This window comes from Bacillus sp. B25(2016b) (assembly GCF_001679765.1).
GTDB lineage: Bacteria > Bacillota > Bacilli > Bacillales > Bacillaceae_G > Bacillus_A > Bacillus_A thuringiensis_K.
Genome location: NZ_CP016285.1, coordinates 1,742,624 through 1,761,785 on the forward strand (window position 1 = coordinate 1,742,624; position 19,162 = coordinate 1,761,785).

The following is a 19,162-nucleotide window of genomic DNA, read 5'->3' on the forward strand; positions in this document are numbered from 1 at the left end:
TGTTACGTTATTACGTAACACCTTTTTATTTATGCATTTCACATTTTCTTCACAAATGATTCACGATAACTTTTCTTCTTTGATAACTTACATAAATATATTTTATGATATAATAACAATCGGCTTTAAAAATGTAAGTTGTATCTATAGTGATAGTTACTATTGTATTAGAAGTTCAGAGGTGGAAGAGAAATAAGAGTTATACTTTACAGAAGTTTATATTTAATCAGGTTAATATTTCGCCCGAGAATCAAACTTCGGAAGTTAAAGTAATGAAAATAGAGCGATGAGGAAGAAAGAAGTGAAATGAGTGTGAAAGTAATGAGAAGATTAGGGACATGGTTATTACTTGCATGTGTGGTTATCATATTGATACCGAAAAGTGCATCTGCTCATGCGTACGTTGTGAAATCAAACCCTACTGAAAATGAAACATTGAAGAAAGCACCATCTGTTGTGAAAATTGAATTCGATGAGGACATACAAGTTTCAAGTTTTAATACATTGTACGTGAGAGATACATCAGGTAAAAGGGTCGATTTAAAAGATGCTCATATTGATAAAAAAAATAAAAAGCTATTAGAAGCCGGATTAAAAGACAATCTCAAAAATGGTCTTTACTCTATTCAGTGGAAAGTGATTTCAGCTGATGGACATCCAATTCAAGGAGTTATCCCGTTCCGGGTTGGATTAGCGGGAGTGGAAACAGAAACAGACGATATACAAGTGGAAGAGATGGGTTACATCCCACAAATCGATATGATTATGGAACGTGGAATTTTATATACAAGTTTCTCACTATTTATAGGAGTGCTATTCTTTAATCTTATTATGTATAAAGGAAATGCAACCTCGGTTCGATTAAGGAGTAAGAACATAATATGGATTTCTCTATTTGGGATATTGATTAGCTTGTTATTCAATCTACCATTGCAAGCGAAAATAAATGCTGATGTTTCATGGCTAGAAGCATTCAATCCTTTACTATTAAAAGAAACATTACAGCTTTCTGTTTTTGGTTATGTATGGATTACTCAAATGGTTCTCATTAGTACGCTTATAATTGTTACGTATTTTGCGGTGAAGCATGAGAAGTTTTCGTCGTTTAAAGTATGGAGTATTCCAATACTATTGTTTATAGGGTTACTTGTTATGAAGGCCTTTAATAGTCACGCATACGGTTTAAAGTTTAAAGACATTGCTGTCGTTATGGATTTTCTACATTTATTAGCAGCTTCATTATGGGTTGGTGGTTTATCATCTATTATTCTTCTTTTACGTAAAGAGGATAACAAGTGGCATATGTATTGGGATATGATTAAGCGTTTTTCACCGTGGGCAACAGGTGCTGTCATCGTGATTTTAATAACAGGCCTTTTTAACAGTACATTTTTTATTCCAACAATCCACTCATTATTTGATACAAAGTATGGATTGGCTTTATTAGCAAAGATACTATTATTTATTTTCATGGGGATATTGGGAATTATTCATTATGTGAAAGGGAGAATAAGAGCGCAGCAAGGATTAGGAGCTACGGTGAAAGTAGAGTTTGTCATTGGAATTATCATTTTCGTAATCGTAGCTTTTATGACAAACGTACAGACACCACCGATGCCTCCTACTGGACCATTTACAGAGAGTAAGCAATTAGATAATGGATATGAACTTACGCTAAATGTAAGTCCGAATAAGGTAGGACAAAATAAATTCCATATTAAACTAAAGGATGAAAAGGGACAGCCTGTTACTGATATGGAACAAATGATATTGACGACTCAATCATTAGATATGAACATGGGAAAAGGTTCATTTAAAGTTTCAGTAGTTTCACCGGGAGAATATGAAGCAGAAGGTATGTATATTAACATGACAGGAAACTGGAATATACATGTTCATGGATTAACAAAATCTCTTGATAGTTTCGATACAGATTTTAAATTTATTGTAGGTGGCAGATAAAATTGTACCAATCATGCTGCTAGCGAGCAGCATGATAAACAGATGTTATAGATGAAAAGGAGTAAATAGAAAATGAAACGTATAAAAAAATTAGGAATAACAATGATCGCAACAATTATTGCAATGGGAATGTTTTCGTTACCTGTTAGTGCGCACGTCACGGTAAAACCAGCAACTTCTGACATTGATTCTTGGGAGACTTATACGATAAAAGTACCAGTTGAAAAAAATGTAGCAACGACAAAAGTTACACTGAAAATACCGTCTGGAGTGGAGTTCCAACAGTATGAACCAGTGCCAGGATGGAAAGTTGAGGAGCAAAAAGATACAGCCGGAAAAGTTAAAAATGTAGTATGGGAAGCAACAGGAGAAGGGATTTTACCCGGTCAGTTCCAGCGATTTACTTTCGTCGCTAAAAATCCGGATAAAGAACAAAAAATAGCTTGGGATGCATATCAACAATATAAAGACGGAGAAATTGTTGAATGGACAGGCGATGAAAAAGCTGAAAAACCACATTCACTTACTACAATTGCAAAAGGTACGTCATTAACAGGAGAACATGGTGAAGTGTCTAGTGTAGAAAAGAATGAAGGCACTAGTAATATGCAAGTAATAGCAATTGTCTTGTCTATTTTGGCGATTGTATCGTCGGTAAGTGCGTGTGTTTTTGTAGTACGTCGTAAAAAGTAAGACGTAAGAAAGAGCCTACAAACAGTAGGCTCTTTCTTACGTTTATTTCAATTCAACTTGCTGCCTTACAGCAAGTGTTTTCGGTTTCATATTTACAAAACAAATACTCACAACAATAAATAATAGTCCGATGAATAAGCTAATGGTAATAGCCTCATGTAAGAAAATTGAACTTACAATAATAGCGATTAGTGGAATGAGGAATGTATAAGCCCCAACTTTACTTGCTTCACCAGCTCCAACAAGTGTGAAGTATGCAAGCCACCCCATTGCAATAACAAAGAATGAAATAAAGAGAAGTACGCTAACAAATGGCATACTCCAAGCGATACTAGACCAGCTTTCAAACTCTGAACCAAATCCAATTAAGCAAAGGCCACCAATAATAAGCTGAAGTGTTACCATCCAAATGGCATTAACACGGTGACCAGTCTTCTTAATGAATACTGTGCCAAGTGCCCAGCCAATAGCGCATCCTAACGCGAGAAGGATTCCAATAATAGAAATATGTCCAGTTAAACTGCTAGAGCTAATAACACCTACACCAATAAATCCGAGAACAAGCCCGAAAATTTTTAAGCCGTACATTGATTCTTCAAGCCATATCCACGAGAAAATACCGAGTAAGACTGGCTGTAGAAATACAATGGCGGAAAATAACCCAGCAGGCATATATTGAAGGCCGACAGTTTGTAATCCATAAAATATAATGATGTTAAGTAAGGAAGAAATAACATATAAATGCCACGTTTCTTTTAAATGTAACTCTTTGTATTTCGGTAATGCGAACAGGAGTAAAATGAATCCTCCAATTAAAGTTCGAACGCCTGCAAATAAAACAGGTGGTGTATAATGCAGGGCAAACTTAGATAAAGGCCAATTGATTCCCCACATGAAAACGAGAAAGGTAAGGATTATGGCCGTCTTAGTTCGAGAAAGCTGTGTCACGGTAAGACCTCCTTGTTGTTATTCATTTCACTATGATATGATATCGACTGTAATAAATAAAATGAATCTTTTTTATGAGGAGTATAAGTGATTAGTTATGACCATTACACAACTGCAAGTATTAATAAAAACTGTTGAGTTAGGTAGTTTTACGAAGGCTGCTAGGGTGTTAAATATGACGCAGCCAGCTGTAAGTCATGCCATTTCAAGTATTGAGTCAGAGTTAGGAGTTACGATTCTTATACGTGATAAACGAAAAGGGCTCCTCGTTACGGATGTAGGAAACAGGATTCTTGTACATATTAGAGAGATTTTGAACGGTGTAGAGAAGATTGAACAAGAAGTTGCGATGGAGAAAGGACACGAAGTTGGAACGATTCGAATTGGTAGTTTTCCGAGTGCTTCTGCACATTTCTTACCCAAAATGATAAACCTTTTTAAGGAGAAGTATCCGAACTTAGAAGTAGTTCTTTGTGAAGGAACGATTAAAGAAGTTGAAGATTGGTTAGTATCGAGGGTTATTGATATAGGGATTGTTATTTTGCCTAATAAAGATATGGAGATTGTTCCATTAACGAAGGGGAAAATGGTTGCTATCTTAAGAGAGGATCATCCTCTCTGTAAGAAGGACGCTCTTACAATTTGTGATTTAGAGAATGAACCGATCATATTATGTAAGGGTGGATATGAACCACCCATTATTGATATGTTTAAACAAGCAAACGTACCACTTCGGGCTGAATATGTAATTTCGACAGTTACTACAGCTTTAAATATGATTCAAGAAGGATTGGGCATTGCAATATTAGCTGAATTATCTTTAACGAATTTACCAAAAAATGTGCAAACGAGAGAATTGGAACCACAAGTATGGAGAGAAATTGCATTAGCTGTTCCTTCATTAAAGGATTCTTCAATCGCTGTGCAGCTATTTATTGAAGAATTTCAATCGCTATTTGCAGAATAAAAAGAGGTGTCTCATATATCATAATGGGACACTTTTTAATTTACTTATAAAAAATCTATGAAAAGGATTGACTTATTTTTCGGTTGTAACTATAATGATTACATCGAGGTGGTGATTACGATGAAAATTAGTAGCCGCTTTTCCATAGCTGTTCATATTTTATCTATTTTGAAAAACAATCCATCTTCACTTTGTACTTCAGACTATATGGCTGAGAGTGTCAATACAAATCCAGTAGTCATTCGTAAAATCATGTCGTACTTGAAACAAGCTGGCTTTGTTTACGTAAATCGTGGACCGGGTGGCGCGGGATTACTAAAGGATTTACATGAAATCACATTGTTAGATGTGTATCATGCAGTGAACGTAGTCGAAGAAGACAAGCTATTTCATATTCACGAGCAACCGAATCCAGATTGTCCAATTGGGGCGAATATTCAAGCGGTGTTAGAAATTATTTTAATTCAAGCACAATCCGCGATGGAAGAAGTTTTGAGAAATATTACGATGGGGCAGTTGTTTGAAACTTTGCAAGAAAAAATGAATGCTTAAATCATATTTATATTTTTTTATCATTAATGTAACTGATTTGATTACAACTATAAAGGGAAGGTGTAAAAGTTATGACTGTAAAAATGAAAGTATACTCAGATTTTATATGTCCGTTTTGTTTTTTAGCAAAAGGTCCATTAGATGAGGTAGCGAAAGAGAAAGATGTAGAGATTGAATGGATGCCATTTGAATTACGTCCAAGTCCATATTCAAAAATAGATCCATGGAATGAACCAGAAAAATTAGGTTCATGGGATGCTTTCATTCTTCCGACAGCGAAGAAGTTAGGAATTGATATGCGCTTGCCACGTGTTTCACCACATCCATATACACATTTAGCTTTCGAAGGATGTCAATTTGCGAAAGAACGTGGACTAGGTAATGAGTATCATCACCGCGTATTCACAGCATTTTTCCAAGAAGAGCAAAACATTGAAGATATTGATGTGTTAACAAAATTAGCGGTAGAAGTAGGACTTCCTGAGGCGGAATTTAAAGATGCTTTAGTAACTCGTAAATATAAAGAAAAGCATCAAGAAGCAATTCAACACGCATATGATGAAGCGAATATTATGGCCGTTCCAACTGTCATGATTGGAGATGAAGTCATTCAAGGGCTTGCTAGTAAAGAAACACTAGAAAGGGTCATTGATAAAGAAATTGAAAAGGATAAAACAAATTCATTTGAAGGTATGCAATGTAATACCGATGGATATTGCTAATTCGCTTGTTATGAAATAACAAAATAAATTATAAAACAAACATTTGGAGGAATTAAAATGTCAGCAACTACAACAAACTTAAAAGAAGCAATCGTGAACCGCCGTTCAATTCGTAAAGTAGCAAAAAACGATGCAATTACGAAAGAAAGAATTGAAGAAGTGTTAAAAACAGCTTTACACGCACCAACATCTTTCAATATGCAAAGTGGTCGTATGGTTGTATTAATGGATGGAGAGCATGAAAAGTTTTGGGATATCGTTAAAGAAACACTAAGAGCCCGTGTACCAGCAGAAAACTTTGAAGCGACTGTAGAAAGACTAAAAGGTTTTCATGCAGGTGTAGGAACAGTGCTATTCTTTGAAGATCAAGCAACTGTAGAAAAAATGCAAGAAAATGCACCATTATATAAAGATCAGTTCCCATTCTGGTCTCATCAAGGAAATGCGATGTTACAACATACTGTGTGGATGCTATTATCTGCTGAAGGAATTGGGGCGTCATTACAACATTACAACCCAATCGTAGATGCTGAAGTGAAAGAAACTTGGAACATTCCGGCAGAGTGGAGCTTAGTAGGTCAAATGCCATTTGGTGAACCAAACGAACAACCAGCAGAAAGAACGTTCTTGCCTACTGAAGATGTAGTGAAATTTTATTAAGAAATACAATATGTAACGAGAAGGAAGCTGTACTTAAAAACAGCTTTCTTTTTTGTAGTGGTGTTAATTTATGCGCATTTAGGGAAGAAATATAAGAAATAATACGGTGAGAAGGGAATTAGAAAAATGAATGATGAGAAAAAATATACAGTGGTAGGTACTGATGTTGAGGAAGTAAAGCGTTTAAATAAAAATTCAGGATTAACGTATAATCAAGTGAAAGAAATGTTAGCAAAGCAAATGCAAAAAAAGAAGTAATTAGATTGAAATCTTTCATTTTTTCATTTAGCATTTTGATTGGAGAGAGTTAAGTAAAAGGTAACTCTCTTTTTTGTATAGCTAAGCATCTTATAGAGTGGAGGAAGCAACATGAAGAAATGGGTAAAGGTAACGCTGTCTATCACTGGAGGCATTGTCTTATTAGCGTGTGCCGGTGGATATTACGTGTATAAAAATTATTTTCCAAAGGAACCTGAGCGTATTGTATATGATAAAGAAAGAGTGCTACAACCGATACATAATCAGCTTAAAGGAATCAATATAGAAAATGTAAAGATAAAAGAAAAAGAAGTCGTAAATGCGACTGTAGATGAGCTTCAAAAAATGATTGATGATGGAAAGTTGTCATATGAAGAATTAACGAGTATTTATCTCTTTAGAATACAAGAACATGATCAAAATGGAATAACATTAAATTCTGTTACAGAGATAAATCCTAATGCGATGGAAGAAGCAAGAAAGTTAGATCAAGAGCGGGGTAGAAACAAAAATTCGAATTTATATGGTATTCCTGTCGTTGTAAAAGATAATGTACAGACGGAAAAAGTGATGCCGACTAGTGCAGGAACTTATGTATTAAAAGATTGGATTGCAGATCAAGACGCAACAATTGTGAAGCAGTTGAAAGAAGAAGGAGCATTTGTTTTAGGAAAAGCGAATATGTCTGAGTGGGCGAACTATTTATCTTTTACAATGCCAAGCGGGTATAGCGGGAAGAAAGGACAAAATTTAAACCCGTACGGTCCGATTACATTCGATACTTCAGGATCAAGTTCAGGATCTGCTACAGTAGTTGCAGCAGATTTTGCGCCGCTTGCAATTGGAACAGAAACGACGGGATCGATTGTTGCACCCGCGGCGCAGCAATCAGTAGTTGGGTTACGTCCATCTTTAGGTATGGTAAGCAGAACAGGAATTATTCCGTTAGCTGAAACTCTTGATACAGCAGGACCTATGGCAAGAACGGTAAAAGATGCAGCAACGTTATTTAATGCAATGATAGGTTATGACGAAAAAGATGTTATGACAGAAAAAATGAAAGATAAAGAAAGAATTGATTATACAAAGGATTTATCGATAGATGGATTAAAAGGGAAAAAGATAGGGCTTCTTTTTTCTGTATACCAACAAGATGAAAATAGAAAAGCAGTAGCAGAAAAAATTAGAAAAGACCTTCAAGATGCAGGTGCGATATTAACTGATAATATCCAGTTAAGTGCTGAGGGTGTAGATAATTTGCAAACATTAGAATATGAGTTCAAGCATAATGTAAACGACTATCTTTCACAGCAAAAGAATGTACCGGTAAAATCGTTAGAAGAGATTATAGCGTTTAATAAAAAGGATAGTAAAGGACGAATAAAATACGGACAAACATTAATTGAAGGGTCTGAAAAATCTGTTATAACGAAAGAAGAGTTTGAAAACGTAGTGCAAACGAGTCAAGAAAATGCAAGAAAAGAGCTAGATAGGTATTTAGTAGAAAAAGGTTTGGATGCTCTAGTTATGATTAATAACGATGAAGTTCTTCTATCAGCTGTAGCTGGTTATCCGGAATTAGCGGTTCCTGCTGGATATGATAAAAATGGAGAACCAATCGGTGTAGTGTTTGTAGGGAAACAGTTTGGTGAAAAAGAGCTTTTCAATATTGGATATGCGTATGAACAGCAGTCTAAAAATAGAAAAGCACCTAAATTGTAAAAGGTTAAACGAAAAAAAGAGCTCAACTGAAGTAAGTAAGCGGGCTAATATAAATAGAATCTAACAATATAAGAATAAAAAAAGGATTCTTCCTAATTAGTAAGAAAGATTGTCTATAGAAGTTCATAAAATGTAATATATTCAATTTCCATCCATTGAAGGGGGAGGTTAAATCTTAATGAATGAAGTGAAAAATTTCTTTCGAAGTAGAGGGTTTCAACGGTTTCTCGTTTTAATAATATTAGCGTTAGTATTATATGGATTAAAAAGTATGATCAACTTAATATTAATTACGTTTATACTGACATTTTTAATGGATCGATTCCAACGTTTTATTTCAAAGAAATTGAAAGTGGACCGGAAAATTGTTATTGCCTGTTTGTATATCATATTAGTTTCCTTTATTGGCACGACATTGTATAAATATTTACCTGTGCTAACGATACAAATTTCACAATTAATTTACCAATTTAAACTATTTTTTCAAAATCCACCTGATAATGAAATCGTTAAATATGCACTTTCGACAATTAATGGGATGGAAGTATCAAAATATATAGAACAAGGTGTAGATGTCATCTATCAATCGATAGCAAATATAGGGAAGGTAAGTTTACAAATATTATTATCTCTAATTTTAAGCTTATTTTTCTTATTAGAAAAAGAGCGTATTATTACATTTACATCTAAGTTTAAAGATAGTAAGTTAAAAATGTTTTATGAGGAAATTGCATATTTTGGTGAAAGATTTGCAAGATCGTTCGGCAAAGTAATTGAAGCACAGTTTTTAATTGCGGTTGTAAATTGTATTCTTACTGTCATTGCATTAATTGTTTTAGGATTTCCGCAGCTTCTTGTATTAGCTGTTATGATTTTTCTACTAGGATTGATTCCTGTTGCAGGTGTGATTATTTCTTTGTTTCCACTTTGTATCATTGCTTACAACGTAGGTGGAGTTATGTACGTAGTATACATACTTGTGTTCATTACAGTCATCCATGCTCTTGAAAGTTATTTTTTAAATCCGAAGTTTATGTCTGCAAAAACAAATTTACCAATCTTTTATACATTTATGATTCTCATCTTCTCAGAGCATTTCCTCGGAATATGGGGGCTTATTATCGGGATACCAATCTTTATCTTTTTATTAGATGTACTTGATATAAATAATGAGGATGAGACTAAAAAATAAGAAATGATAGAAAATCACTAAAAAGTCATAGGAGATAATGAAAATAAAAAGCAATCCAAAATAAATTGGATTGCTTTTTTATTTTCATTAAAGAACCGGAGCCATTGTTTCTTTCAATACTTGAACAGAGTGGTCGAATTTTAATTCTTCATCTTCACTTAATTCAACCTCTAAAATTTCACGAACACCGCCGCGATTTAAAACAGCAGGTACCCCGATATACACATCTTTTTGACCGTATTGACCTTCTAAGTAAGCTGATACAGTTAATACACTATTTTCGTCGTTTAAAATTGCTTTTGTAACACGTAGAAGTGACATACCGATACCATAATAAGTTGCGCCTTTACGCTCAATAATATGGTAAGCTGCATCACGGACGTTTATGAAAATTTTGTCTAAATCTTCTTGATTATACGTGTTGTCTTTTTCAAGCAATGTTTGTAGTTTTTGGATACCAACGGAAACATGGCTCCAAACTGGAAGTTCAGTATCGCCGTGTTCTCCGATAATATAAGCGTGAACGTTGTGTGGACCAATATTGAAGTACTCACCTAACATATAGCGGAAACGAGCAGAATCAAGCGTTGTACCAGAACCGATTACACGTTCTTTCGGTAAACCAGATTCTTTCCAAGTTACGTAAGTTAAAATATCTACAGGGTTTGTTGCGATTAAGAAGATGCCATCAAATCCGCTATCCATAATACTGCGAACGATTTGTTTAAAGATTTTGGCGTTTTTCTCAACTAAATCTAAACGTGTTTCGCCTGGCTTTTGTGGTAATCCAGCTGTAATAACTACAAGGTCAGCATCTTTACAATCTTCGTAGCTGCCTTTCCATACTCTAGTTGGAGCTGGTGCGAATGGAACAGCATGACTTAAATCCATTGCTTCTCCTTCAGCTTTTGCCTCATTTACATCGACTAAAACAAATTCTTCAGCTACGGCTTGGTTAATCATGCAGTAAGCATAACTACATCCAACTGCTCCTGTTCCTACTAATACAACACGGTTAATACCTTTTTTCATTTCAAAATTCCTCGCAATTTCATTGGTTTTGTTATGTAAGATAATACGTCTTACTTCTATAGAGTTATATCTAGTTTATTACATTTTATAAAAGATATTCAAGTATTTGAAAATGTATCCGTGTAGTTTCTTGCATTAAACATAGGAAGTAAGTTAACCGAATATAATGCAATAAAATCCTTTATTGAAGGGGAAAAGACCATGATGCAGCCATTAACGATGGAAAGAATGCTTCATATTATTAATGTGGGGCTCGTTAAAACGAAGAATCCAAAGCAGATTATTATTGTTGGTGCAGGAATTTCAGGTTTAGTTGCAGCATCATTATTGAAAGAAGCAGGGCATAAAGTAACAATTTTAGAAGCGAATAATCGAATAGGCGGAAGAATATATACGATCCGTGAACCGTTTAGCAGAGGTTTATATTTTAATGCAGGACCAATGCGGATTCCTGATACACACAAGTTAACTTTAGCTTACATTCGTAAATTCAAATTGCCGTTAAATCTTTTTATAAATAAAACCGTTTCAGATATTATTTATACGAATAATATTAAAACGAGATTGAGCATATTCGAAAAAAATCCAAGTATACTTAGATATCCTATTTTAGAGAGCGAAAAAAGTAAAACGGCAGAAGAGTTAATGTTAGATGTATTAGAGCCGATTCTAAATTATATTAAGAAAGATCCTAATAAGAATTGGAGTATTGTTGAGAAAAAGTATAAAGCATATTCGCTCGGCACATTTTTAACTGAATATTATTCAGACGGTGCAATAGATATGATAGGTGTACTTCTTGATATGGAAGCGTATATGGGAATGTCTTTAATTGAAGTATTACGAGAAATGGTCTTCTTTACTTCAACGACGAAATATTATGAGATAACGGGCGGGATGGATGCATTACCAAAAGCATTTTTATCGCAGTTAAATGAGAATATATTTATGCGGTATAAGGTTGAAAAAATTATACAAGAAAATAGCAAAGTGATGATGCAAGTAAACCATGAACAAACTATAGAGAGATTCATGGTTACAGGTGATGTTGCAATTGTTACTATCCCATTTTCAGCTTTACGTTTTGTTGAAATTCAGCCTTACAATCTATTTTCTTATTATAAAAGACGAGCAATTCGTGAATTAAATTATATTGCTGCAACGAAAATTGCGATAGAGTTTAAAAGTAGATTTTGGGAGAAAGCGGGACAGTGTGGCGGTAAATCTATTACCGATTTACCGATACGGTTTACATATTATCCGAGTTATGGCATTCAGACACCAGGAGCAGCTACCGTTTTAGCGAGTTATACGTGGGCAGATGAGGCGTTAACATGGGATAGTTTACCGAATAGGGAACGCATTCGTTACGCATTAAAAAATTTAGCAGAAATATACGGTGACATCGTCTATAGTGAGTTTGTCACTGGAACATCTTTTAGCTGGAGTAAAAATCCGTATTCTTGCGGTGCATTTACAGCTTTCGAACCAGGCCAAGAGCTCGAGTTATTTCCGTATATTACACCACCATCTGGAAAAGTACATTTTGCAGGAGAGCATACGACATTAACACATGGATGGATGCAAGGGGCAATTGAGTCTGGAGTAAGAGTTGCATATGAAGTAAATGAACAGTGAATCTCTTATATTTACAAATGGTCATTCTTTTAATAAAATGATAAATATAAATCGTAATTATTACGCTTTGAATACATTTGAAGTAAAGAAATGGATGGTCGGTTGAATGAATAAAGTGGAGATTCATATATTAGGTGGTTTTTTAGGTAGTGGAAAATCAACATTATTACAAAATTTATTGTTAGCAGAGAAAAAGAAGAATAGAAAAGTTGCAGTATTAATGAATGAAATTGGTGAATACTCGGTAGATACAGATATTATTGGAAAAGAGAATGTTTTAAGAGAACTTCTTAAAGGCTGTATTTGTTGTACGTTAAAAGAAGAGCTTGAAATACAATTACATTCGTTATACCAACAAGAAAGACCAGATGTGATTTATATAGAAACGACAGGTGTTGCACATCCAATTGAAGTGTTAGACGCGTGTGTCTCGCCAATTTTAGCTCCTTTTCTGGAAGTGAAATCAATTGTAGTCGTTTTAGATGCAGTAAGGTGGTTAAACCGAAGTATATTAAGTGCAAATGTACAACAGCTATTGCATGAGCAACTGAAATTTGGTAGTCACATTCTTGTTAATAAAGCAGATTTACTAACAGATGAAGATAAGAACACAGTATTTGAAGAAGTAAAGGCAATAAATGATCATGCGAAAATGTATGAGACAAAGTATTGTAATATATCTTTAAAAGATATAGAGAAAGCAGAATTTCCAAATGATGAGGAACATGAGACACTACATGTCAAACAGCATTTACATATACAAACGATGACGTATCAATTTTCGAAACCGATTGATCAAGACAAATTATATGAATGGCTTTCGAATTTACCAGATAGTATTTATCGAGTGAAAGGTTTTGTGAAATTCCATGGAGATAAATACCCTCACCTATTCCAATATTCGTTCGGAGTACCAACTTTATTAGAACAAGACTTCGGTTTCCCGACAAACTTAGTAGTAATAGGAGAAGGACTAGATAAGAAACAATTGGCTGAAGGGTTAGAGAAAGTAGAACTTAACTCTAATTAAGGTGAAAAGACTAACTTAAAAAATAAGTTAGTCTTTTTGTATGATCATTACTGAAATGAAACAGTATTTTCAATTGGATTGCAGAATATATATTGATTGTATGTCCGTTTCCATTACATAGGAAGGTGATTATATATTTGTGCCGAATGTAGAGGGTACTACAAGAGTTTTCCATTATCTATCGAATTAGTTAGTCATGATTACGGACAGGGGATTTTGGCGTGTTTGATTCTATCAGAAAGTAAAGTATGGGGAGGATCACAATGTCGATGAAAAAACGTAAGTGGCTAAAGACAATGTTTACTGGTTGTGTTTTAGGTTCGTTATTAATAACGGCAGCTTGTTCAGGAAAGAAAACAAGTACAGAGGATGAAAAAACGATTAAGGTAGGAGTCCTTGCTTCTTTAACAGGACCGCTAGAATCGTATGGAAAACAAACAGTGAACGGATTTGAATTAGGGTTAGATTATGCAACTGGTGGAACTGGGAAAGTAGATGGGAAAAAGATTAAGTTTGTTGTAGAAGATACAGAAACGAAAGCGGATGTAGCAGTTAAAAAAGCTACGAAGTTATTAGAAGAAGAGAAAGTTGATTTTTTAGTTGGATCGTCTAGTTCCAGTGATACGTTAGCGGTTTTACCACTGGCCGGGGAATATGAAAAGATTATGGTTGTAGAACCAGCAGTAGCGGATAGTATTACCGGGAAGAACTGGAATAAATATATTTTTAGAACTGGAAGAAGTTCCTCACAAGATGCGATTGCAGGAGCAGCAGCAATTGCGAAAAAAGATGTAAAGATTGCGACATTTGCCCCAGATAACGCTTTTGGTCGTGAAGGGATTGCTGCATTTAAAGCGGGTGCGAAAAAATTAGGTGCGAACATTGTGAATGAGCAATACGCGGATACAAATTCAACAGATTTTACAGCGAATATTCAAAATATCATTAGTTCAAAACCAGATTACTTATTTATCGTTTGGGCAGGGGCAAATTCACCTTGGAAACAGTTGAAAGATATGAATGTGGAAGCGCAAGGTATTAAAATTTCTACAGGTGCGCCAGATATACCAGCATTAAAAACAATGGATGCATTAGTAGGTATGCAAGGTTTTTCTGTATATTATCACACACTTCCAAAAAATAAAGTGAATGATTGGCTAGTTGAAGAGCATAAAAAACGTTTTAATGGTGCAGTGCCAGATTTGTTTACAGCGGGAGGAATGTCAGCAGCAATTTCTATTGTAGAAGCCTTAAAGAAAACAAAAGGTGATACAGATGTAGATACATTGATTAAGAAAATGGAAGGAATGGAATTTGATACACCGAAAGGAAAGATGAAGTTTAGAGAGAAGGACCACCAAGCGATGCAGACGCTGTATTCTGTCACATTGAAAAAGCAAGATGGTGTTGATTATCCGGTGCCAGTATTAGAGCGAGAATTAACGATGAAAGAGACAGAACCACCAGTTCAAAATAAATAGACTGAATTTTCTGTTGTTTTTGTATAAAGAGGGGGGACCCTCTTTATACATATTTCTTTCATACTCACGGCTTTAAAGGGAGGGATTTCGTGACACATTTGCTAGAGACGAAAAATCTTAGCGTATCTTTTGGTGAACATCATGTTATTAAAGATGTAAATTTAACTGTCCAAAAAGGAAAGCTCATTTCTATTATCGGGCCAAATGGTGCGGGGAAGACAACATTATTTAATTTACTAAGTGGACAGATTTCACCCACAACAGGTGAAGTGTATTTTAAAGGGCAAGATATTACAAAACTATCGATTTCAGATCGAACACGCTTAGGAATCGGTCGCTCTTTTCAGCTTACAAACATATTCCCAGAATTAACGGTACTTGAAAATGTCCGTTTAAGTGTTCAATCATTCGTACAAGATTACTATAGTTTTTTCCCGAGTCCAGCAAAATTAAAGCAACAAGTTGGAGAGGCGAGACGTTTCTTAAAAACAGTATTACTTCACGAGAAAGAGGACGTATTAGCGAAAGATTTGGCACATGGAGAGAAAAGAAAGCTAGAACTTGCGATGTTATTGGCTTTAAAAACGGATGTGTTATTACTTGATGAGCCGACGGCAGGTATTTCGGTTGAGGAGGTCCCTGCTATATTACAAGTGATTGAAAATATTAAGAAACATCCAGAGAGCACAATTGTACTTATCGAACACAAAATGGATATGATACTAGGTTTGTCAGATTATCTTATCGTTTTATTTCATGGAGAGTTATTGGCTGAAGGATTGCCAGAAGAAATTATGAAAGATGAGCGTGTACAAAGTGCTTATTTAGGGGGATTATATAGTGGCACTATTACAAGTGAATAATATAGAAACGTATTTAGATCAGTTTCATATTTTGCAAGGAGTATCTCTTGCTGTTGAGAAAGGGACAATTACTGTACTGTTTGGTAGAAACGGGGCAGGGAAAACAACGACATTACGTTCAGTTATGGGGTTTCACCGCATTGCAGATGGTGAAATTTATTATGACAGTGCAAAAGTAAGTGGATTACCTACACATTTAATTTCAAGGAAAGGAATAGGGTATGTACCAGAAAATCAAGGTATTTTTCATGATTTGACAGTAGAAGAAACATTCGCTCTTGCTAGGGGAAAAGGTGAGGAAGTAGAAGGGAAAATAGAGTGGATGCTGGAACTATTTCCGGATTTAAAGCAGTTTTGGAATAAGAAAAGTGGGCTCTTGAGCGGAGGGCAAAAGCAAATGTTGGCTATTTCAAGAGCGTTTATTAATAGTGATGGATTATTACTTATTGATGAACCGAGCAAAGGGCTATCCCCGATAATGGTGGAGAAATTAATGGTAGCTATTTTGAAGATGAAAGAGAAAACAACAGTTTTACTTGTTGAGCAAAATTTTATGATGGCCAGTCAAATTGGCGATTATTTTTACATTATGGATAACGGACGAATTGTTCATAACGGTTTTATGAATGAATTAAAAAAGGATAAGGAAATGTGTCATAAATATTTAGGAATCTCTTAACATGAATCCGAGGTGAAAAGGGTGGATGTGTTAATCAATTTATTTGTAAATGGGATTTCAACAGGGATGCTCATTTTTTTGTTAGCATCAGGTCTTTCACTTATTTTCGGTCTAATGAGTGTTTTAAACTTTGCACACGGTGGTTTATTTGCATGGGGAGCATTTACAGGTGTTTGGTTATTTAATATGACAGGAAGTTATATATTAGCTTTAGTTGGAGCAGTAGCCATGGGAATGTTCCTAGGATTTATTTTAGAAAGGTTTCTTATTAGACCGGTATATGGAAATCATGTTCGACAGCTGCTCGTTACGCTTGGAGGAATGCTCGTTCTTAGTGAGTGTATTAAAATATTTTGGGGGCCAAACCCTATTAGTGCAAAATTACCGTTATGGTTACAAGGAAGTTTTACATTCGGAGGTATTATATTAATTAAATATCGTCTATTTGTTATTTTGATTGGGATAATTATTTACATTGCACTACTACTATTACTCAAAAAGACGAAGATAGGTCTTATGATCCGTGCAGGTGTAATGGATAAAGAAATGGTTCAAGCGCTTGGTATTAATGTAAAAGCGATATTTTCTTTCGTCTTTTTATTAGGAGCAGGGATGGCAGCTTTAGGAGGATTCTTATTAGCACCGTATTCGGGCGTTATTTTCGCCGAGATGGGCATGCAGTATGCAATTTTAGCTTTTATAGTAGTAATTATCGGTGGATTAGGAAGCGTACAAGGTTCAGCTATTGCTTCTTTAATTGTTGGATTAGCTGGTGCTTTTACAGCGTATTTTATACCAGATTTATCACTTGCAATTAATATGTTAATGTTACTATTTTTCTTAATAGTGAAGCCAACTGGACTTGTTGGTGAAAAGGGGTGAAATGGTGAACAGCACATCGGACCGAATTAAAGTATACTTCGGAGTATGTATGCTCATTTGTTTAAGTGTATTTCCGTTCGTAAATGATTCACGGAGCCTGTTAATTTTGTTCACTCAAATCTTCATCTTTGCTATTTTTGCAATGAGTTTTGATGTATTGCTTGGGTATACAGGAATTGTATCGTTCGGTCATTGTATGTTCTTTGGGATAGGAGCATATGGGGTAGCGCTTTTATTTGATCGACAAGGCGTATCAATAACGAACTTTTTAATTGGAATAGTAGCTGCAATTATCATTTCAGCAATCGTTAGTTATATAATTGGTTTACTTTCTTTACGGCTGAAAAGTCATTTTTATGCGATGTTAACACTTGCTATTTCACAGTTGTTTTTCGTCCTTGCTGAAAAATGGCGTGGGCTCACTCACGGAGGGGATGGTTTTACATTTGGTGTACCAGACGTATTCCGTGATCGTTTTACGTTTTATTATGTAACACTTATATGTTTACTTATCATTTTTGTTCTGTTACGTCTTTTCACCAAATCTTCTATTGGAAAAGTATTAAAGGCAATTTCACAAAATGAGCAACGTGTTGAAGCACTAGGATATAAAGTGCTTCATTATAAAATTATTGCTAGCATTGTTGCAGGAGTAGTAGCTGCGATTAGCGGTGGTTTATTTGTTATCACTTTACGCTTTGTTAATACGACTGTATTTTCAATTGAAATGACATTAAATGCATTATTGATGACAATGATTGGAGGCGTCGGAACGTTAATTGGAGCAATTGCAGGAGCTGGAATTATTGAATCTCTGAAATATTATTTATCAGAACTAGCTACAGAGTATCCGATTTTTGAAAGATGGACGATTATTCTTGGTTTATTGTACATTATCGTATTGCTAGTTTTCCCGAAAGGATTAGTTGGCACGGTTAAGGGACTGAAGAATATGAAACGGAATAAGAAGGGGAAAAGTGCAGAAGTGGAGCAAAATGTGTGAAAAATCAATTGTATAGAATATGAAAATCCCTCTTTTAGATTCATAAAGGAGGGATTTTTTATTAACCAAATAGTTCATCAGGGATTTGTTTAAAAGAGTTTTGATTTGTAAAAAAATGAACAGCTAATTTCTCAACTGGAACATCTTCAATTGGTACCAATTTATCATTTTTAATCGGTAAAAAAGCTATTCCTTTTCCATCATCAATAAACTCTTCCATAAGCGAATAAGAATCCAACTGTTGAAGTTGTTGCTGAGATAGATTGTTTTCTTTTAGAAATTGTATTGTCTTATTCCTAAAAGGGCACTTTTTGTCATTGCTAACGAAGAAAATTTCTTTTGAATAATCAATGGTACATTTTTCTTTCGCTTTTAATAAGCCTACAGAAATTGAGGTCGTGAACACTTTTTTAAACGATGCGTCAGGATAACCCTCATAAGTTATGACCATATCAACTTTTTGTTGCTGAAGTAATTTTTGCAAATGACTACTACTTTCTACATATATTTGATAATTTCTGAAGTTTTCTTCAATACGCTTACTTAAATAATTTGTCAAAATAGATTGTGACGTCGCTATTATATAAGAAGAACCACTCGTTTTAATTTCATCTTTTACTTCTTCTAATAGAGTTAATATTTTATTCGTGTAATCTAATAAAATGTCACCAGCAGGTAACAAGGAAACGCCTTTGTTATCTCTATGTAGTAAAGGCGTTTCTAATTCTTGTTCTAATTTTTTGATTCGCTCAGTTACGTTCGGTTGAACATATCCTAACTCTTTAGCAGCTTTACTAATAGAACCCTCACTGGCTACAGTTTTGAATATAATAAGATCATTTATTTCCATGTATCTCAGCCCCTTATGCACTATCATT

At 34.8% G+C, this 19,162-nt stretch carries 19 protein-coding genes; 16 read left to right on the forward strand and 3 right to left on the reverse strand.

The window, feature by feature from the left end:
* The first annotated feature begins 306 nt into the window (after window positions 1-306).
* Both BAQ53_RS08970 and BAQ53_RS08975 read left to right on the forward strand, forming a co-directional pair.
* Window positions 307-1,962, forward strand: a complete 1,656-nt coding sequence (locus tag BAQ53_RS08970; protein WP_000114330.1) for a copper resistance CopC/CopD family protein — start codon at window positions 307-309, stop codon at window positions 1,960-1,962.
* Window positions 1,963-2,034: 72 nt separating this feature from the next.
* Window positions 2,035-2,655 carry a YcnI family copper-binding membrane protein gene (locus tag BAQ53_RS08975; protein ID WP_074594112.1) on the forward strand — a complete coding sequence of 207 codons (621 nt, stop codon included), beginning with the start codon at window positions 2,035-2,037 and terminating at the stop codon, window positions 2,653-2,655.
* A gap of 42 nt (window positions 2,656-2,697) precedes the next feature.
* On the opposite strand, the gene BAQ53_RS08980 is transcribed toward BAQ53_RS08975, so the two are convergent.
* Window positions 2,698-3,603, reverse strand: a complete 906-nt coding sequence (locus BAQ53_RS08980; protein ID WP_000192806.1) for a DMT family transporter — start codon at window positions 3,601-3,603, stop codon at window positions 2,698-2,700.
* Between the two features lie 97 nt (window positions 3,604-3,700).
* Here BAQ53_RS08980 and BAQ53_RS08985 point away from each other — a divergent pair, with 97 nt between their 5' ends.
* The 7 genes from BAQ53_RS08985 to BAQ53_RS09010 all read left to right on the forward strand — a co-directional run bounded on the left by BAQ53_RS08985 (window position 3,701) and on the right by BAQ53_RS09010 (window position 9,676).
* Complete coding sequence (locus BAQ53_RS08985) at window positions 3,701-4,570, forward strand: LysR family transcriptional regulator (protein ID WP_000156773.1); 870 nt, start codon at window positions 3,701-3,703, stop codon at window positions 4,568-4,570.
* Window positions 4,571-4,690: 120 nt separating this feature from the next.
* On the forward strand, window positions 4,691-5,122 hold the full coding sequence (locus BAQ53_RS08990) for an Rrf2 family transcriptional regulator (RefSeq protein WP_000704073.1): 432 nt from the start codon (window positions 4,691-4,693) through the stop codon (window positions 5,120-5,122).
* A gap of 71 nt (window positions 5,123-5,193) precedes the next feature.
* On the forward strand, window positions 5,194-5,844 hold the full coding sequence (locus tag BAQ53_RS08995; protein ID WP_000216673.1) for a DsbA family oxidoreductase: 651 nt from the start codon (window positions 5,194-5,196) through the stop codon (window positions 5,842-5,844).
* 57 nt (window positions 5,845-5,901) lie between these two features.
* A complete protein-coding gene (locus BAQ53_RS09000) occupies window positions 5,902-6,504 on the forward strand; it encodes a nitroreductase family protein (protein ID WP_001277011.1) in 603 nt (200 codons plus the stop codon).
* A 126-nt stretch (window positions 6,505-6,630) separates the two neighbouring features.
* Window positions 6,631-6,762, forward strand: coding sequence for a hypothetical protein (locus BAQ53_RS26375; protein ID WP_000997344.1), 132 nt, complete (start codon window positions 6,631-6,633; stop codon window positions 6,760-6,762).
* Window positions 6,763-6,873: 111 nt separating this feature from the next.
* The gene (locus BAQ53_RS09005) at window positions 6,874-8,484 is read left to right on the forward strand and encodes an amidase family protein (protein ID WP_046945391.1); all 1,611 of its coding nucleotides are present in this window, start codon (window positions 6,874-6,876) and stop codon (window positions 8,482-8,484) included.
* A gap of 178 nt (window positions 8,485-8,662) precedes the next feature.
* Window positions 8,663-9,676, forward strand: coding sequence for an AI-2E family transporter (locus BAQ53_RS09010; protein WP_001006571.1), 1,014 nt, complete (start codon window positions 8,663-8,665; stop codon window positions 9,674-9,676).
* A gap of 87 nt (window positions 9,677-9,763) precedes the next feature.
* On the opposite strand, the gene BAQ53_RS09015 is transcribed toward BAQ53_RS09010, so the two are convergent.
* Window positions 9,764-10,708 carry an L-lactate dehydrogenase gene (locus BAQ53_RS09015; RefSeq protein WP_208906743.1) on the reverse strand — a complete coding sequence of 315 codons (945 nt, stop codon included), beginning with the start codon at window positions 10,706-10,708 and terminating at the stop codon, window positions 9,764-9,766.
* Window positions 10,709-10,909: 201 nt separating this feature from the next.
* On the opposite strand from BAQ53_RS09015, the gene BAQ53_RS09020 reads away from it, so the two are divergent.
* From BAQ53_RS09020 to BAQ53_RS09050, 7 genes are all read left to right on the forward strand, one after another.
* Complete coding sequence (locus BAQ53_RS09020) at window positions 10,910-12,346, forward strand: flavin monoamine oxidase family protein (RefSeq protein ID WP_000983558.1); 1,437 nt, start codon at window positions 10,910-10,912, stop codon at window positions 12,344-12,346.
* Between the two features lie 106 nt (window positions 12,347-12,452).
* On the forward strand, window positions 12,453-13,376 hold the full coding sequence (locus BAQ53_RS09025; RefSeq protein ID WP_001044945.1) for a CobW family GTP-binding protein: 924 nt from the start codon (window positions 12,453-12,455) through the stop codon (window positions 13,374-13,376).
* Window positions 13,377-13,639: 263 nt separating this feature from the next.
* On the forward strand, window positions 13,640-14,857 hold the full coding sequence (locus BAQ53_RS09030; protein ID WP_000062001.1) for a substrate-binding domain-containing protein: 1,218 nt from the start codon (window positions 13,640-13,642) through the stop codon (window positions 14,855-14,857).
* 89 nt (window positions 14,858-14,946) lie between these two features.
* The gene (locus BAQ53_RS09035) at window positions 14,947-15,720 is read left to right on the forward strand and encodes an ABC transporter ATP-binding protein (RefSeq protein WP_208906745.1); all 774 of its coding nucleotides are present in this window, start codon (window positions 14,947-14,949) and stop codon (window positions 15,718-15,720) included.
* Complete coding sequence (locus BAQ53_RS09040; protein ID WP_001196696.1) at window positions 15,698-16,399, forward strand: ABC transporter ATP-binding protein; 702 nt, start codon at window positions 15,698-15,700, stop codon at window positions 16,397-16,399. Before BAQ53_RS09035 ends, BAQ53_RS09040 begins: the two co-directional genes overlap by 23 nt.
* A gap of 21 nt (window positions 16,400-16,420) precedes the next feature.
* Window positions 16,421-17,281 carry a branched-chain amino acid ABC transporter permease gene (locus BAQ53_RS09045; protein ID WP_000382787.1) on the forward strand — a complete coding sequence of 287 codons (861 nt, stop codon included), beginning with the start codon at window positions 16,421-16,423 and terminating at the stop codon, window positions 17,279-17,281.
* 49 nt (window positions 17,282-17,330) lie between these two features.
* Window positions 17,331-18,284 carry a branched-chain amino acid ABC transporter permease gene (locus tag BAQ53_RS09050; RefSeq protein ID WP_002163942.1) on the forward strand — a complete coding sequence of 318 codons (954 nt, stop codon included), beginning with the start codon at window positions 17,331-17,333 and terminating at the stop codon, window positions 18,282-18,284.
* 61 nt (window positions 18,285-18,345) lie between these two features.
* Here the strand turns inward: BAQ53_RS09050 and BAQ53_RS09055 are convergent, their stop codons facing one another.
* Window positions 18,346-19,134: a LysR family transcriptional regulator gene (locus BAQ53_RS09055; protein WP_000404992.1), complete on the reverse strand. Its 789-nt coding sequence runs from the start codon at window positions 19,132-19,134 to the stop codon at window positions 18,346-18,348.
* Window positions 19,135-19,162: the final 28 nt, after the last annotated feature.

Excerpts from the sequence above, each read along its gene's own strand:
- BAQ53_RS09005 (WP_046945391.1), top strand. The coding sequence starts at position 6,874 with ATGAAGAAATGGGTAAAGGTAACGCTGTCTATCACTGGAGGCATTGTC.
- BAQ53_RS09025 (WP_001044945.1), top strand. The coding sequence starts at position 12,453 with ATGAATAAAGTGGAGATTCATATATTAGGTGGTTTTTTAGGTAGTGGA.
- BAQ53_RS09015 (WP_208906743.1), bottom strand. The coding sequence starts at position 10,708 with ATGAAAAAAGGTATTAACCGTGTTGTATTAGTAGGAACAGGAGCAGTT.
- BAQ53_RS08990 (WP_000704073.1), top strand. The coding sequence starts at position 4,691 with ATGAAAATTAGTAGCCGCTTTTCCATAGCTGTTCATATTTTATCTATT.
- BAQ53_RS09055 (WP_000404992.1), bottom strand. The coding sequence starts at position 19,134 with ATGGAAATAAATGATCTTATTATATTCAAAACTGTAGCCAGTGAGGGT.
- BAQ53_RS09010 (WP_001006571.1), top strand. The coding sequence starts at position 8,663 with ATGAATGAAGTGAAAAATTTCTTTCGAAGTAGAGGGTTTCAACGGTTT.
- BAQ53_RS26375 (WP_000997344.1), top strand. The coding sequence starts at position 6,631 with ATGAATGATGAGAAAAAATATACAGTGGTAGGTACTGATGTTGAGGAA.
- BAQ53_RS08975 (WP_074594112.1), top strand. The coding sequence starts at position 2,035 with ATGAAACGTATAAAAAAATTAGGAATAACAATGATCGCAACAATTATT.
- BAQ53_RS09030 (WP_000062001.1), top strand. The coding sequence starts at position 13,640 with ATGTCGATGAAAAAACGTAAGTGGCTAAAGACAATGTTTACTGGTTGT.
- BAQ53_RS09050 (WP_002163942.1), top strand. The coding sequence starts at position 17,331 with ATGCTCATTTGTTTAAGTGTATTTCCGTTCGTAAATGATTCACGGAGC.
- BAQ53_RS09000 (WP_001277011.1), top strand. The coding sequence starts at position 5,902 with ATGTCAGCAACTACAACAAACTTAAAAGAAGCAATCGTGAACCGCCGT.
- BAQ53_RS08985 (WP_000156773.1), top strand. The coding sequence starts at position 3,701 with ATGACCATTACACAACTGCAAGTATTAATAAAAACTGTTGAGTTAGGT.
- BAQ53_RS08970 (WP_000114330.1), top strand. The coding sequence starts at position 307 with ATGAGTGTGAAAGTAATGAGAAGATTAGGGACATGGTTATTACTTGCA.
- BAQ53_RS09020 (WP_000983558.1), top strand. The coding sequence starts at position 10,910 with ATGATGCAGCCATTAACGATGGAAAGAATGCTTCATATTATTAATGTG.
- BAQ53_RS08995 (WP_000216673.1), top strand. The coding sequence starts at position 5,194 with ATGACTGTAAAAATGAAAGTATACTCAGATTTTATATGTCCGTTTTGT.